The organism is Methylophilus sp. VKM B-3414 (assembly GCF_032248435.1).
In the GTDB taxonomy this organism is placed as follows: Bacteria; Pseudomonadota; Gammaproteobacteria; order Burkholderiales; family Methylophilaceae; genus Methylophilus; species Methylophilus glucosoxydans.
Genome location: NZ_JAVTLI010000009.1, coordinates 41,555 through 54,647 on the forward strand (window position 1 = coordinate 41,555; position 13,093 = coordinate 54,647).

Genomic DNA, 13,093 nt, shown 5'->3' on the forward strand with positions numbered 1-13,093 from the left:
AAAACTATTCTGTGATCGGTTGGACGGGAGTCTCTTCAAGATCACGTTGCGCACGCGTCTGGTCTATATGATCCATGATGGCGTAGGTCAAGGCCTGGCAACCAACACCGCTAATGGCGGAGATAGGAAATACCTGTCCATCCCAGCCATAGGCTTTAATAAAGTCAGCCACTTTTTGCGCACTGTCTTCCAGCATATCAATCTTATTCAACACCAGCCAGCGAGGTTTGTCGTAAAGTTCCTGATCGTATTTTTTCAGCTCGTTGACGATGGCCTTGGCTTCCTGCACCGGATCGACGCTCTCATCAAACGGCGCAATGTCAACCAAGTGCAACAGCAAGGAGGTGCGTTGCAAATGACGCAGGAACTGATGTCCCAGTCCTGCCCCCTCCGCCGCGCCCTCAATCAGGCCAGGTACATCGGCAATCACAAAGCTGCGATTGCTATCGACCCGCACCACGCCGAGGTTAGGGTGCAATGTGGTAAAAGGATAATCGGCGACCTTGGGCTTGGCGGCAGACACCGAGCGAATAAACGTCGACTTACCGGCATTAGGCATCCCCAGCAAGCCCACATCGGCCAATACTTTCAGCTCGAAATATAACTCAAAAGCTTCACCAGGCTCACCCTTGGTACATTGACGTGGAGAACGGTTGGTACTGGTTTTAAAATGGATATTCCCCAGACCGCCATTGCCGCCTTTGGCAATCAGCACTTTCTGGCCATCAGTATTCAAGTCCACCATCATCTGGCCGGTCGCCTTATCGCTGATGGTCGTACCGACAGGCACACGCAGTATCATGTCGTCGCCCCCCTTGCCATAGCAATCGGAACCGCTGCCGTTTTCGCCACGCTCGGCCTTGAAGGTCCGCGTATAACGGTAATCGACCAGGGTATTGATATTGCGGTCTGCAATGACAAAGATGGAACCACCACGGCCACCGTCACCGCCATTCGGACCGCCCATAGGCTCGTATTTCTCACGGCGGAACGTGGCAACACCGTTGCCGCCGTCACCGGCGTAGACTTTGATGGTCGCTTCGTCAATAAACTTCATGATTCAATTTGCCTTTAAGCGCATTACTGCGTAACTCGGTGCTCAAAACCTGTGTGTATTGCAAGCTTGGGCCTACCGTGCGCCTTGCACTGCATCTTAAAATTTCTCACTGCGCGCGGACAATCCAGCGCACAACCATACAAGGCTACAATCTGATAACTATAAAGTAAAAAGCCCCGTCAAGCGACAGGGCTTTTTTCATAAAAGTGCGATTAGACCGCTTCGATGCTCACGGTATGACGCTTCAACGCGCCTTTTACAGCAAATTTTACTTTGCCTTCTACCAGTGCATACAGGGTGTGGTCTTTGCCCATGCCAACGTTTTCACCAGCGTGCATTTTAGTCCCGCGCTGACGCACGATGATGCTACCAGCGTTGACAACTGTTTCACCGAAGGCTTTAACGCCCAGGCGTTTGGCTTGTGAGTCGCGACCGTTACGTGAACTACCGCCTGCTTTTTTGTGTGCCATGTTTGATTCCTTATTCTAGCAATCTGCTCTACTCAAGCAGAACGTGCTTATTTTGCTGAAATAGTGTCGATTTGAATTTCTGTGTAGCTCTGACGATGACCTTGCGTCTTGCGGTAGTGCTTACGACGACGCATTTTGAAGATCATCACTTTGTCACCACGGCCATGTGAAACCACTGTGGCATTCACTTTTGCACCAGCTACCAACGGTGCACCAATCGTAGTTGTCTCGCCGTCTGCAATCAACAACACTTTGTCGATCACTACTGTGGAGCCAACGTCGCCAGTCAATTTCTCAACTTTTACTTTGTCACCAGCGGCTACTTTGTACTGTTTGCCACCTGTTTTAATCACTGCGTACATAATAATGCCTTAAACATCGCCTTTTAAAGAACCCGCAATTATACGCAATTTATTCGGGAATGCAAATATATTTATGCATCATTTCAATCGCGTGCAGGAACGGTGGATGGCAGCCAGCGCTGGCACCAAAGGGGCTAGTTTACCCTAGATCGCCAGGGACGAATACTGCCACGTGTGTAATAGCGGTAGACTGCAAACACGCACATGAGCAACTCCTCTTCCAGCACGGGATCTATCTGCTTGTCCATTTGCATGTCCGCCACCCGATACACCGGTTGTATTTCCAGATTATTCAGCGAGCTCAAAGGCTGAAATCGCACATTGAGCAGAACCCGGCTGTGTTGCATTAATTGCACGGTAAACATATCTTGCACGGCAAGCTGTAACGACTGACCATCTCTCAATGTGACGCCGTACAGCTTTTTGTTGTGCTGAGTCATTTGCTCAACCCCCGTATTAATTTTCCCTGTGTCAGTCATTGGTCCTGCCGCCTGCTGAAAAGGCCAAGCTTAACGCCTACGCTGGTTGCATCACAGAGGCAGTTTGCTTTAAATTGACCATATCAGATAACCTCCCTGTCAGGACCATGGCTTGAAAAAATACGAAATGATTGCCGAAGAGATTGCCAGTGCGATTCAGCAAGGCTTGCTCAAGCGGGGAGACAAACTGCCTTCTATCCGGCACATCCAGGCCAGCAAACAGGTGAATGCTTCGACCGTGTTTCAGGCATATTATCTGCTGGAGGCCCGCGGCCTGATTGTGACGCGCCCGCGCTCTGGTTACTATGTGGCGGGGCCGTTACGCAGCGAGCGCCTGCTGCCACAAGCAGCTCACAATGCCAGCCACCCGACCAAACTGCAAGTCAGTGACCTGGTGTTCACGTTGCTGGAGCGTATCAAAGACCCGCAACAAATCCCGTTTGGCTCGGCGTTTCCCAGCCCTTCCCTGTTCCCGCTTGCCAGACTGGCCGACCATATGGCCAGCACGGTGCGCCGCATGCAGCCACAACTGACCGTCAGTGATATCGGCCAGGGCGATGTCGAGCTGCGGCGGCAAATCGCCTTACGCTACCAACTGGACGGCAAACCGACGGATCCGCATGAGATCGTGGTGACCAATGGCGCCATGGAAGCACTGAACTTATGCCTGGCCGCGGTCACGCAACCGGGCGATAGTGTGATCATCGAATCGCCCAGTTTTTATGCCGCGCTGCAAGCCATCGAGCGCATGGGGCTGAAAGCCATCGAGGTGCCTAGTGACCCTGAGCTGGGCATAGACCTGGTGGCACTTGAGCAAACAATCCTTCAGCATCACCCCAAAGCGTGCTGGCTCATGACCAATTTTCAGAACCCGACAGGCAGCCTGATGCCAGAGCCGAAAAAACAGGCGCTGGTGGCCCTGATTACCCGTCACCGGTTACCGCTGATTGAGGATGACGTCTACCGCGAATTGTATTTTGGCAAACAGCGGCCTTTACCGGCCAAGACTTGGGACAACGACGGCTGGGTCATGCATTGCAGTTCATTTTCAAAATCGCTCGCGCCCGGATACCGCGTCGGCTGGGTTTCAGCCGGGCGCTTCAGCGAAACCATCACGCGCCTCAAACTCTCCACGACCCTGGCAACCTCGATTCCGGCACAGCTGGCCCTGGCCAGCTATCTGGCGAAAGGCGGTTACGACAAACACTTGCGCCAACTGCGTCACCAGCTCATGTTGCAACAACTGCAGTTCACCCAAGCCATCCATCAATCCTTTCCTGCTGAGGTGCGCTACACCCTGCCGCAAGGCGGCTATTTCTTATGGCTGCAACTGCCCGGCCATCAGGATAGCCTGACGTTGTTTCAGCAAGCCATCCAGCACAATATCAGCCTCGCCCCTGGACACTTGTTTTCCTCGCAACAGCAATATGCCGGATATGTGCGCCTGAACTATGGCCACCCACTCAATGCAGAGCACAGGCAGGCGATAGAGACTCTGGGGCAGTGGATGCAATAGCCAACGAACAAGTCAGCCCTTCTGATATGGTTTTTTATTTAAAAACTGAATCTGTTTAAAATAACCTCCAGCCTCTACACTGCACACGTCTTCATCAAGATTGAGTGCCTGTATGACCGTCTCTCGTAGCAAACCCGTGATCCCGATTGTGGCTGCCCCTGCCAGCGAACAAACGATTTCGCTGTATCAGAAAACCAGCAAAGTCTACCCGCGCAGTGTCAGCGGCTATTTTAAAAACTGGCGCTGGTTCATGATCTGGGCCACACAACTGGTGTTTTACGGCTTACCCTGGCTGCAATATGGCGGCCGCCAGGCGTTCTTGCTCGATATTGATACGCATCGCTTTTATCTGTTTGGCCTGGTGATCTTTCCACAGGACCTGTTTTATCTGGCCATGCTACTGATCATTTGTGCGGTCGGATTATTTTTGTTTACGGCGGTGGCAGGCCGGCTCTGGTGTGGCTTTTCTTGCCCGCAGTCGGTGTATACCGAAATTTTCTTATGGATGGAACGCCGCATAGAAGGCGACCGCCTGGCCAGGCAAAAGCTGGATGCCCAACCCTGGGGGCTACGCAAAACTGGCCTCAAGTTAAGCAAACACTCGACCTGGCTCGGCTTTTCGCTCATTACCGGTTTGAGTTTTGTCGGCTACTTTACGCCCATCCGTGAGCTAGTCACTGACCTCACACAATGGCAGTTAGGTGGCTGGTCCTGCTTTTGGCTTGGCTTTTACAGCCTGGCGACCTATGGCAACGCTGGCTTCTTGCGCGAACAGGTATGCAAACATATGTGCCCCTATGCGCGTTTTCAGAGTGCGATGTTTGATAACCACACCCTGATCGTCGCCTATGACAGTGCGCGTGGCGAACCGCGCGGTCACCGCGCCAAGGGTCAGGACTACCAGTCACAGGGACTGGGCGCTTGCATCGATTGCAGCATCTGCGTACAGGTGTGCCCGGTAGGCATTGATATCCGCAATGGACTGCAATATGAATGCATCAGTTGCGGCTTGTGTATTGATGCCTGCAATGACGTGATGGACAAAATGCACTATCCGCGTGACCTGATTCGTTTTTCTGCGGCTGGCGCCACAGACCAGCACGCGCTCAGTTCCCATTTATTGCGTCCGCGCGTACTGATTTACAGCAGTTTATTTGTCCTGATGATCGCCTGGCTGGGATACGGCTTGCTACACAAACCGGATTTCAAGGTCGATATCATGCGCGACCGCAACATCCTATACCGACAAACCAGCCAGGGCATCGAAAACGCTTACCAGCTGCACCTGACCAATGCCACCGAGCACCGCGAAAGCTATCAATTACGTGCAATTGGTCTGGATGGCTTGCAGATCGAAAGTGAGCAAACACTGACTGCGCAGCCGACACAGGAAGTCCTGGTGCCGATGAGCCTGCTGGCCCCCGCCAGCGACCACCGTGGCAGCCAACGCATCCAGATAGAAGTGACTGCCTTATCCAGCGGCGAAAAAGTCAGCACGGACAGCACCTTCTACCAGCCCTGACCTGACAGCACCCCTTGCCCGCGTACCATGGCTGACCTACCCTCTTTAGTCAGCCAAATCGAGTACGCGGGTCTTTTTATGCGCCAGCATTTTCAGTAGCAGTTTGTAACTATCCAGATCAAACTTGAGCGCTGTGGTTTGCGCACGCAAGGCATTTAAACTTTCATCGTCTTCTGCCACGCCCAGATAGACCCAGTGCTCAAACACATGAATCTGACGCAGATCATGCTCCAGGTCATATTCCTCAATGCCAATCTTGCCACGATAGGGCCAGACTTTCAGCTTGTGTGCCATCAGCGCCTGTTGTACGCGCAGAGCATGCATTTCAGGCGACTCCTGTCCGCAACATACGCCTTTGCAGCGCCTGAGCTGAAAGGCAAAACAAGGCCCGCTGCGGCCGGGTTCCAGCCCCAGGGCCTTGACACATAAATGACTGAGCTCAGCAATCTTGCGCAAGGTTTCTACAGCCTGGCGCTTGCTTCTAAAGGTGCCAAACAAATGGGACATCTGGCTAGGATCAATCTCATCCTCATGCACCAGCCTGACTAAAGGTTGCCCGGCCGGATCAATCTGCCAACTGCATAAAGAGCGTTCTCGGCGAAGCTGACGGTTATAAATGGGCTGCCGTTCCTTGACCAGCCGCGACTCCAGCAACAAGGCACTGAACTCACCGGCGGTCGCGATCCATTCAAAACGCTTCATCTCCTGCGTTATGCGCATCTCCTTGGTGGAGGCATGATCGCTGCTAAAATGCGACAGCACGCGTGCGCGCAGATTGACACTTTTACCGATATACAGGGGCAAGTCATTCTCGCCATAAAACAGGTAGACACCCGGCGCCTCAGGCAACTCGCCGACCAGGCTGGCATCAATATGCGGTGGCAGGGTTGGGGCTGACATCAGCTTAAGCGCGGCAGCTTTCACGGCCTCTTCGCCAAGCTCTCGACGCGCATCGTTGAGCATGACCAGTATCGCCTCCACATCGCCCATGGCGCGGTGTCTGGCCAGGCCAGTGATCTGGTGGCGTGCCACAATCGCATCTATGCCATGACTATAATGTTGCGGATAAAGCAATCGTGACAGCTTGACCGTACACAATACTTTTTGCCGCAAGGTGATGCCTATGCGCTTGAATTCGGTCTTTAAGAACCCATGATCAAAGCGTACATTGTGTGCCGCCAACACCGTGCCCTCGAGAAAAGCAAGCAAGGTGTCTGCGACCTCGGCAAACGTTGGCGCCTCTGCCACCATGCCGTCATTGATGCCTGTCAGCGATTGAATAAACGGCGGGATAGGCTGTTGCGGATTGACCAGTGTTTGCCAGCGTGCCGTTTCGACGCCGTGGTCAAAACGCACCAGCGCAATTTCGGTAATCCGGTCTTTGAGTGGTGTGGCCCCGGTGGTTTCGAGGTCAAGAAAAGTAACAGAGGGCAACATCAGGCAGACAAACGATCACAAATGCAACATAAGAAATTTCATGGCCTTTATTTTAGCCCAGAAAGAGTGTTTTAGCGGGTTTCAATTGAGACGCATTGCAAGGCTGCTGTAAGCTCACTACGATAAGATTTAACGATTATTATGTAACATTAGTTACATACTCCTACACGACAACTATGGACACCCTCGATAAATGGTGCTGTAATTGTCTTTATACATATTAATGACAATATAATTTTAACTATGCCAAATTTATACTTAGAAAATCAATTATGTTTTTCGTTGTATTCCGCTACTCATGCCTTATTGCGGTCTTATAAGCCTGACCTTGATAAGTTAAATCTGACTTATCCGCAATATCTGGTTCTGGTAGCCTTGTGGCAATACAAACAGCTCTCAATTAAAGAAATTGCAGAGAAGCTATTACTGGAGCCTGCCACGATTACGCCAGTGGTCAAACGACTGGAAGTCAAAAAACTGACCAAGCGTACCCGCCAGAAAGATGATGAGCGCGTAGTGATTGTCAGCCTGACTGAAGAAGGTCAAGCCTTGCGTAGCAAACTGTCAAACGTGCAAAAGCGCGTGGCCTGCGATACCGGCCTGTCTAATGATGACTTTGATGGGCTCAACAAAACATTGAGCAATTTGACTAAAAACGTTTCTGCCAAAATCCCTGGCTAAGCACACACGGGACTCTCGCCCAAACAAAAAAGCTGTGATGACATTCATCACAGCTTTTTTATTGCCGCCAGGGATAGCCGCCTAGTCAGGCATATTGAGCTGGCGCATAAAGGCGCGAAATGATCCTTGAGACGCTTGTAACGCCTGTAGTTTACTGAGTGACTCAGAGAGCGCATCACTCATCACCGCCAGCGCCTCTTCATCAAGCCGCAAACTCATGGCACCTATTTCCAGTTCAATCGTACGGTGGGTTTCACAATAGTGCACGCGAAACCCGCTTTGGCCGGACAATAATATTCTTTTACACATCATGTTTTCTTTCTACCATTCGTCGATCAGAATTCATCCATCAGCACCAAAAGCGCGCGCTTAGCTGGTCGCCAGTGCCGGGCTGGCCTGCTCATGTTCATTGACTAGCAGGGTCCAGTGCACGCACATGCGGCGCGACACGTGACATATTAGATCTGAATCCGCGTATTCTGGCGCAGCCAATGTTTCAGCTAGCCGCAACGCCTGTTTGGCCAGGTCATAGGTGGGTTTTTTGATATATAACGTCGCCACATATAGCAGCGAGGCCATCACAGACTCGGCATCGGGCAAGCTGGGGTCATACCGCATGGCAGGCATAGTCATGGTTTGCATGGTGTGTTCTCCTCTCTAAACCGTCATCGCAATTTCGGTCTGCATCACAATCCGTGCCGCCGCCTTGCGCAACATTTCATTAATCACAATAAAGCTGTCTGCTTCAAACTTGAGCGTAGTCCCGCCCACTTCGAGCTCCACCATGTCTGATGACTGGTGATAAAGTACTTTGCATGCGGTGTTGCCGGCCAGCATGGTTTTACCCACAACAGTTTGACGTTTCATCACAAGCCTCCTTTAGCTGATTGAGACTAAATGATAATGATTATCATTTATAAAGTCAACCAAAATGACAGCAGGCGTGATAGCGGTGGTAAATAAGGGCCAGAGATCGTGCGATTAGCGATTAGTGACGGTGCGGATAGGCCAGCAAGAATGCGGTGGCATCCTCGACTTGCATGGGTTTGCTTAACAGGTAGCCTTGCATTTCATCACAGCCTTGCGCCTGCAAAAAGGCTTGTTGCTCAGGCGTTTCCACCCCTTCGGCAATGGTTTTCAGGCCCAGGCTGCGCGCCAGTTGAATGATGGCAATCACAATGGCCTTGTCTTCATCATCGGTGGTGAGGTCGCGCACAAAAGACTGATCGACCTTGAGCTTGTAGACCTTGAATTTTTTGAGATAGCTTAAAGACGAATAGCCGGTCCCGAAGTCGTCAATCGACAGCCGCACGCCTAACGCGTTGAGCGCATCCATCATGGTCACCGCCCCCATGGGGTTCTCGAGGGCCACGCCTTCGGTCAGTTCAAGCTCCAGACAATCTGGTGCCACGTCATAGCGCTCAAGCGTGCTTTTCACCAGCGCAGGTAATTTGGGATCACGGAACTGAATACTGGAGAGATTGACCGAGACCGTCATCTTGTGTAACCCCAGCTGCTGCCAACGCTGAATTTGCTGAGTCGCCTGTTCCAGTACCCAGCTACCAATGGCAATAATCAGCCCGTTAGACTCCGCCAGTGGAATAAACTCTGCAGGCGAGATAAAGCCCAACTGTGGATGCTGCCATCGCAACAACGCCTCGACGCCAACCAACTGACCATTCTCCAGTGCAATTTGTGGCTGGTAATACACTGCCAATTGCCCCAGGGCAATGGCGTGACGCAGGCCATTGACCAATTGCAAATTGCGCGCCGTTTGCAATTGCATATGATTACTAAAAAAACGGAAACTGTTACGACTCTCCTGCTTGGCGCGATACATGGCGACATCGGCATTGCGTTGCAGGCTTTCCATATCCAGCCCGTCATCAGGATAAATCGCCACGCCTATTGAGGCCGTGATCGTTAACTCATACTGGTCAATAATCACAGGCAACTCAACCACCTTGAGCAGGCGCTCGACCATGTCCTTGGCCATCGCCTGATCGGCCTCAGTGAGCAGAAAGACAAACTCGTCACCGCCCAGGCGGCAAATCGTATCTTGTGGGCGCACCATGGCCTGAAAGCGCTTGGTCAGTGCCACCAGCAGATTATCGCCGTAGCGATGGCCCAGACTATCATTAACGTCCTTAAAGTGGTCCAGGTCGAGAAACATCAACGCAAACTGCCCATCCTGATCCCAGGCTTTTTCGATTTCAGCCATCACGCGCTCGGTGAGCAGGTTGCGATTCGGCAGCCCGGTCAAGGCGTCATAATTAGCCAGAAACCGAATGCGCTCCTCAGCCTGTTTTCGCGTGGTAATGTCGCGGATAAACGCGCTGTAATAACGATCGTCGTCGCGCTCGATTTCAACAATCGTCAGCTCGATCGGAAACTCCTGACCATCGCGCCGGATCGCCGTGATCTCAATCAACTTACCCAGCAGCGTAGATTGGCCAGTTTGCTGCAAGCGCAGCATGCCCTGATGATGCGCCTCCCTGTAAGCGGAAGGGACAATGACCTCGCCCAGATCGCGTCCCATGACATCAGCTCGCGCATAGCCAAACAGTTGGCTGGCCGCCCGATTCCACTCTACAATCCGCCCGGCCTGATCAATATTCACAATCGCATCCAGCGCGTTTTCAAGCACAAGCTGCGCGCGCTGCTCACTGATCTGCAAATCCCGCCTAAAAGCCGTGCGCTGCGCCTCTACCGCAAAGCGGTCCAGCGCAAAATCAATATTGGCCGCCATGTCCTTGAGTAAATGCTGGATATTTTCATGAAACGCCTGCGGCTGCTGGGCATACAATGCCAAGCAACCTATCACCCGGCCTTCTGTATGCAACGGTAAAAAAGCGGCTGAATGCCAATTGAACTCCTTGGCTTTGTCATGCCAGGGCGCAGTGACCGGATGCGTTTGGAAATCCTGTACCCAGTAAGGATGGTCTGACACAATCGCCAACCCACAAGGTCCTCTGCCACTGACCTGTGAAGGATCTACCGTAATGGTCAGCTGATCGAGATACTCAAGCCCTGAACCATAAGCACTCGCCATCCGAACCTGCTTGGTATCATGATCCAGCTCACCGACCCAGACCAGATTCGCGTGGCCCAGATGTACAATAATGCGACAAATCTGGTCGAACAGCGCCTGTTGATTCTGGCTTTGAATAATTAACTGATTACACTGGCTTAAAGCCATGTAGAGCTGATTCAGCTGCCTATGCTGCGCGCTGGCTTCAGCCTGCTGTGCCTCCACACTTCGCTTGAAGAGCACTTGCTGGCGCCAGGCCAACCAGCCGCCCATACTCCACACCACCAGGCCGATCACCAGAAGCAAACTGACAGAACCCGCCTCGGCAGAAAAATCATCGCCTGTCGCCAAATATAGGCAACACAATAGAACACACAAGCCTATCAGCCATATCATTCTGATAAGCGCGCCCTGCCCTGCGAATATGTTTTTTTGTGCAGTCATGGATGTCCAGCCTAACCTCCCGCACATTAATTTAAGGGAAGTGATTAAAATCAATTCGCCAATTACATAGATAAACATCCGACAAATTGACTGATACGGATAAATCAGTGATACAGACCGGCCGGTCATCAACAAGACCAGAAAGCTTAAGACAGGGGTATGGCGCAAAATACAAACATCACCAGACCAACAACCGCCCAGCAACGATGCTAATACAAGCGTTTAAAAATAACCAGCCCATCCCCTGCATGCAAAATATGTCACCTCTAGACCTCAAGCGCGGGAATCATCCCCAAACCGCATTAAACCAGATATATTTATAATCATAAAAACAACTCGGGGGCACAAAATGGACTTTAAGGTATTCTCGGCATTCTATTTGGTACCACTCATTATCTCCGCCATCGGCTCGCTGATTGAATTCAGAAACTGCGAATTCAACACTCCCAGGCACGCCCTGGGCAAAGCCTTCTTCCTCACCTTCAGGAGCATGGTGCCCGTCCTCAACATCTTCTCAGCCATCCTCTACTTGATGACCTGCGGCGCCTACACCTGGAAAAAGTGCACCCTTAGCAAAAAGCAGTAAGCCAAAAAACAAAAAGACCCAAGGCACACACCCTGGGTCTTTGCATCTCTCGTGGCGACCATCTGCCCACACGCTTATCTGGACATCACTGACTGAATCAAGTGTTTATTTTCTGACGGCACATCCAGAAACTCCAAATTAGTCCTGAATCCCCGCATCCCGCACAAGGATGAAAAAACCACTCGACAGTTAAACCTGTATTTGCGCAAGCCAGACTCAGCCGCCACCGGAATCTCCACATCACACACCTGCCCAGGCTTGTAATACTTATCGGCAAACAGGCTCATGCCGCTCATGGAAATATCGTGGGTAACTGCAGTATAAGCGCGTCCAGTACTATCAATTAACTGAGACTTTTTGCGCCACAAACGACGGTTTACGTCAGATGAATTGTTGTACAAACTACTGATAGACATGATGCGAAAAACGTCAAAAACATTTACTTAATTGACCAATATTTTATTAAGGATTTTTGCTCTGAACAAGAGGGTTTTATTTAAAGAAAAAACTTTAAATAGGCAGGATTTAGCATAAAACACAAAATGCTAGACATCATCTAAAAAATCAGAGTGTTTTTTTACTCTGACCCCATTAGCATGGGTAAATAAGCTATTATTTTATTTTCTATAATCCTTAAGAAAATATATATGAAATCAATTGTTATCTTGCTAATCATTTTATTTTTTAGTTTTGAATCTAATGCTCAATCGGTAACAGCTTATAACAATTTTTTTGAACAGCCTCAGAACAGTACACAAAACACAGGTTTTGGACACTCTTATGGATTACAAGTAACTGATTCAATCATTGGTGTTTCATTCATTCCTACGATTAGTGGAGAGGTATCCAACATTTGGGTAGGCGTAGGAACTAGTTTACAAAATCCTGGAACAGATATATTCAATTTGTACATTGCGACTTCTGGCTCTTTTCAGGAACCAGACACAGTAATTGGAGAAGTCGAGGTTCAAGGTGAACTATCCAAAAGGACCAGTATTGTAGAACTTTCCGCAGAGTCCGGTATTTTTCTTAACAAGGGCACTTCATATTGGTTATTGATATCTCCTGGACAAGGCACTTCAGAGGTAGGTTTTTTAGGCGGTGCAACTACAACATCATTGGCATATTTATACCCAGATAGCCCCTCAGGTTGGTTTGTTGGTAGCTCAATGGGTAGTGCAGCCTTCAGAATTGATGTAAATGTTGCAGAGGTATCACCTGTGCCAGAACCAGAAAATTATGCCTTGTTAATGTTGGGAATTGGATTTGCTGCATTAACCATTCATCGAAGAAAGTGAATTGGGCTTAATTTAATACAAAGGTCGGGAAACCGGCCTTTATTATTTTAAGCAACTCCCATCCAAAATAATATTGGTTCTTCGTGAGTAACTACCCATCAAACTAAGATAGGTTTTGAGGCCTCTGACCAAGGAAGGGTGAATCGCCCCGGCTGCATTAGATACTTTTTAGCCTCATACTTGAGGTTAATAGGAGTATTAAATGAGCAA

The 13,093-nt window shown here is 50.4% G+C and carries 15 protein-coding genes; 5 read left to right on the forward strand and 10 right to left on the reverse strand.

Translation table 11 applies throughout. From position 1 onward, the window contains the following. Positions 1-4 precede the first annotated feature (4 nt). The 4 genes from cgtA to Q9292_RS09725 all read right to left on the reverse strand — a co-directional run bounded on the left by cgtA (position 5) and on the right by Q9292_RS09725 (position 2,368). Positions 5-1,057 (reverse strand): Obg family GTPase CgtA, encoded by a 1,053-nt coding sequence (gene cgtA, locus Q9292_RS09710; protein WP_313987400.1) that lies wholly within the window; start codon positions 1,055-1,057, stop codon positions 5-7. A gap of 212 nt (positions 1,058-1,269) precedes the next feature. Next, on the reverse strand, positions 1,270-1,527 hold the full coding sequence (rpmA, locus tag Q9292_RS09715) for a 50S ribosomal protein L27 (RefSeq protein WP_049637894.1): 258 nt from the start codon (positions 1,525-1,527) through the stop codon (positions 1,270-1,272). Between the two features lie 47 nt (positions 1,528-1,574). Beyond that, positions 1,575-1,889, reverse strand: a complete 315-nt coding sequence (gene rplU, locus Q9292_RS09720; protein ID WP_018986099.1) for a 50S ribosomal protein L21 — start codon at positions 1,887-1,889, stop codon at positions 1,575-1,577. 134 nt (positions 1,890-2,023) lie between these two features. Continuing rightward, entirely contained in the window at positions 2,024-2,368 is a 345-nt protein-coding gene (locus Q9292_RS09725) for a hypothetical protein (protein ID WP_313987406.1), read from the reverse strand. 112 nt (positions 2,369-2,480) lie between these two features. On the opposite strand from Q9292_RS09725, the gene Q9292_RS09730 reads away from it, so the two are divergent. Both Q9292_RS09730 and ccoG read left to right on the forward strand, forming a co-directional pair. Further along, positions 2,481-3,884: a PLP-dependent aminotransferase family protein gene (locus Q9292_RS09730; protein WP_313987409.1), complete on the forward strand. Its 1,404-nt coding sequence runs from the start codon at positions 2,481-2,483 to the stop codon at positions 3,882-3,884. A gap of 112 nt (positions 3,885-3,996) precedes the next feature. After that, positions 3,997-5,406, forward strand: a complete 1,410-nt coding sequence (ccoG, locus tag Q9292_RS09735) for a cytochrome c oxidase accessory protein CcoG (RefSeq protein WP_313987411.1) — start codon at positions 3,997-3,999, stop codon at positions 5,404-5,406. Between the two features lie 45 nt (positions 5,407-5,451). Here the strand turns inward: ccoG and Q9292_RS09740 are convergent, their stop codons facing one another. Next, the gene (locus Q9292_RS09740) at positions 5,452-6,843 is read right to left on the reverse strand and encodes a 3'-5' exonuclease family protein (RefSeq protein WP_313987414.1); all 1,392 of its coding nucleotides are present in this window, start codon (positions 6,841-6,843) and stop codon (positions 5,452-5,454) included. A 306-nt stretch (positions 6,844-7,149) separates the two neighbouring features. On the opposite strand from Q9292_RS09740, the gene Q9292_RS09745 reads away from it, so the two are divergent. After that, positions 7,150-7,524: a MarR family transcriptional regulator gene (locus tag Q9292_RS09745; RefSeq protein WP_313987416.1), complete on the forward strand. Its 375-nt coding sequence runs from the start codon at positions 7,150-7,152 to the stop codon at positions 7,522-7,524. Between the two features lie 81 nt (positions 7,525-7,605). On the opposite strand, the gene Q9292_RS09750 is transcribed toward Q9292_RS09745, so the two are convergent. The 4 genes from Q9292_RS09750 to Q9292_RS09765 form a co-directional block, all read right to left on the reverse strand. Further along, the gene (locus Q9292_RS09750; RefSeq protein WP_313987419.1) at positions 7,606-7,833 is read right to left on the reverse strand and encodes a hypothetical protein; all 228 of its coding nucleotides are present in this window, start codon (positions 7,831-7,833) and stop codon (positions 7,606-7,608) included. A gap of 60 nt (positions 7,834-7,893) precedes the next feature. Next, a complete protein-coding gene (locus Q9292_RS09755; protein ID WP_275356208.1) occupies positions 7,894-8,166 on the reverse strand; it encodes a hypothetical protein in 273 nt (90 codons plus the stop codon). A 15-nt stretch (positions 8,167-8,181) separates the two neighbouring features. Next, positions 8,182-8,391 (reverse strand): hypothetical protein, encoded by a 210-nt coding sequence (locus Q9292_RS09760; protein ID WP_194748602.1) that lies wholly within the window; start codon positions 8,389-8,391, stop codon positions 8,182-8,184. A 121-nt stretch (positions 8,392-8,512) separates the two neighbouring features. Further along, positions 8,513-10,951, reverse strand: coding sequence for a putative bifunctional diguanylate cyclase/phosphodiesterase (locus tag Q9292_RS09765; protein WP_313987424.1), 2,439 nt, complete (start codon positions 10,949-10,951; stop codon positions 8,513-8,515). Positions 10,952-11,348: 397 nt separating this feature from the next. On the opposite strand from Q9292_RS09765, the gene Q9292_RS09770 reads away from it, so the two are divergent. Next, positions 11,349-11,585 carry a hypothetical protein gene (locus tag Q9292_RS09770; RefSeq protein ID WP_313987427.1) on the forward strand — a complete coding sequence of 79 codons (237 nt, stop codon included), beginning with the start codon at positions 11,349-11,351 and terminating at the stop codon, positions 11,583-11,585. Positions 11,586-11,659: 74 nt separating this feature from the next. On the opposite strand, the gene Q9292_RS09775 is transcribed toward Q9292_RS09770, so the two are convergent. Next, positions 11,660-12,001: a PilZ domain-containing protein gene (locus tag Q9292_RS09775; RefSeq protein ID WP_194748605.1), complete on the reverse strand. Its 342-nt coding sequence runs from the start codon at positions 11,999-12,001 to the stop codon at positions 11,660-11,662. Positions 12,002-12,232: 231 nt separating this feature from the next. Here Q9292_RS09775 and Q9292_RS09780 point away from each other — a divergent pair, with 231 nt between their 5' ends. Next, positions 12,233-12,883, forward strand: a complete 651-nt coding sequence (locus Q9292_RS09780) for a PEP-CTERM sorting domain-containing protein (RefSeq protein WP_313987431.1) — start codon at positions 12,233-12,235, stop codon at positions 12,881-12,883. The last annotated feature ends 210 nt before the right edge of the window (positions 12,884-13,093 follow it).